Origin of the sequence: Moorena sp. SIO4G3 (assembly GCF_010692305.1) — a bacterium.
Lineage (GTDB): Bacteria > Cyanobacteriota > Cyanobacteriia > Cyanobacteriales > Coleofasciculaceae > Moorena > Moorena producens_A.
On the sequence record NZ_JAAHIG010000663.1, the window covers coordinates 1 to 2,246 of the forward strand.

Below are 2,246 nucleotides of genomic sequence, written 5' to 3' on the forward strand. Positions count from 1 at the left end.
AACCTCGACGATAGGCTGGTCTGTTCCAAAATTCTTCTCAACACTTGACTCAGATCGCTAATCATCCTGACTGACCTGGTTGGATTTACTTAGCAGCCACGCACCAGACTCTCAAAGCCTAAAGCGTACCGGTGGGCAGTGCACCAGACCGATTCCGAAGGTGGCCATAGCGTTGCTAGGCACTGCCCACCCTACGATTAATCTCTGCTGCCCCATCTCCCCATCTCCCCATCTCCCCACCCTCCCCACCCTCCCCACCCTCCCCACACTCTATAGTACTTATCCTGCCGTAGGAGTTTCTATGCTCTTGATTAGATTACTTCTATACAACGTAGTTGCTGGGCTCAGTGGCTCGCCCAAAAAGTCCCCAGAGAATAAACTATGGGGATTATAATACTTATAGGTTATGCCCTTACGTAAACTATAATATCCAAAGGGCAAGCAGGCTTCTTGGGGCAGCGGTGCTATAGTATCGTTCTCTAGTAATTGGTAAACCTCTGCTTCAGACCTAGGCTCATAAACACACCCCAGGCCAGAGTATGCACTGTCCCCCAGAAGTACAGAGGGTTTACCCCAGTAAGCCGCTTCCACACCAGTTGTTGAACCATAGGTAACCACCACATCGGCCCAGTCCATTAATGCATAGGAGTCAACCTTGGAATCCGGGGGAATAACCTGGACATTTTTTCCCGTCAAAGACTTCCACCAGTTGCGGCTTTCTAATGACTTTTTCTTAAGGTGAGGATGGACTCGAATCGTCAAATAACAGTCCATCCGATTAGATACCCAAGTGAGCAGAGACTTTACGGCTTCCCTTTGATTCTTAAAAATTGGATGCTTCACAAAATCCCCAAGTGCAGCCCATTCATCATCACTAGAAGAGTAGTAGACAATCTGACGATGATTGCCCGTTCGCTCAGGTACGAGACCTTGTTGTTGCTCAGACGTAAAACTAGTCCATCCAATTCCCTCTCCCTGCCTTTTACGCTGATAATAGGAATGTCCTAACTCTTCTCTATCCATACCAGCCTGTTGCCAATAGATTTGTAGCTGTTCGCGCATATAGGCATAATCATAAGGCGACTTCTGACAGAGTTCGTATCGCTCATAGGTGGCTCCTCGGTCATAGTATTGAAATTCAACACCAAGGTGTTTAGCTGCCTCAAAGATCCCTTTAACGCAAGCATATCGTCCACTAAAAGCAATTATTTTCTGTGGGTTATACTTGAGAATAAGTGCCCTGGCCTTTTCATAAACCATTGCTGCAGAACGCAAATATCCTTGTATAAGTGGATAATGCTCATCAGGATCGGGATCCCAGGATAGTGTTCGCGATATCAGGGAAGAGACTGTAGATAAACCCAGAGCAGCGTCGTTGTACTTGTAGGCTCTGACCTCGCTCAAGCTATGAGGAGCCTTTTGGGCATAGTCTTGAATAGTTAACTGAGTTTTTTCTGACAAAAATTCGTCCGGTAAAATGCTTACTCCATAGTTGTTTAAAATGCTTTGAAGTTTGTAGACTTTATGTTTCCAACTTACTCCTGCAAGCTTCTGAGAACCGCTCTTGGGAATTAATCGAACGTCATCCGGATTATCGACATAGATAAAACAAAATCCTGTTTTCTTCCCAGCAACTGCTGCATTAATAGCAATTTCTCCAGCTGTTCCTAGATAAGGAGCAAAAGCAAATGACTGAATTATTAATACATCCATAGTATAAAACCTCCTGCTTTGATATAAGTTGAAAAAGGGAATAGGGAATAGGGAATAGGGAATAGGGAATAGGGAATAGGGAATAGGGAAAATTAGGAAAGAGATACGACGATTTTTGGGTATTATGAGAAATAAGTATTTTGTTTCATGATTTATTTGTAAATGCAATAGCATTTTCAGAGTTCATGTAGCCAATTCCGTTGCTAGGCACTGCCCACCCTAGGATTAATCGGTCAAGTTGATGTCGGTGGCCAGTTCACCAGACAAATTCCTGTGCTGGCCATCGCGTTAGTAGGCACTGCCCACCCTAGGATTAATCTCCCGACTAAGGTGGGCAGTGCACCAGACAGATTCCTGTGCTGGCCATCGGGTTAGTAGGCACTGCCCACCCTAGGATTAATCTCCCGATGACTCCAGTGCAATCCCTCTCAACCAGCCACTGATTAGTCAGCAAGCTTACACCCTTTACGTAGATATTAGTCCAGAACGCAAAGGAGCTGATGACACTAATGTTCCCTTTCCAGAGCAAGCTC

At 45.2% G+C, this 2,246-nt stretch carries 3 protein-coding genes; all 3 read right to left on the reverse strand.

The window, feature by feature from the left end:
• Positions 1–111 precede the first annotated feature (111 nt).
• Positions 112–240, reverse strand: coding sequence for a hypothetical protein (locus F6J99_RS44345; RefSeq protein WP_293123646.1), 129 nt, complete (start codon positions 238–240; stop codon positions 112–114).
• A 39-nt stretch (positions 241–279) separates the two neighbouring features.
• A complete protein-coding gene (locus tag F6J99_RS44350; RefSeq protein ID WP_293123649.1) occupies positions 280–1,887 on the reverse strand; it encodes a hypothetical protein in 1,608 nt (535 codons plus the stop codon).
• A gap of 151 nt (positions 1,888–2,038) precedes the next feature.
• The coding region (locus tag F6J99_RS44355; RefSeq protein ID WP_293123651.1) for a hypothetical protein at positions 2,039–2,246 on the reverse strand (208 nt) is incomplete at its 5' end.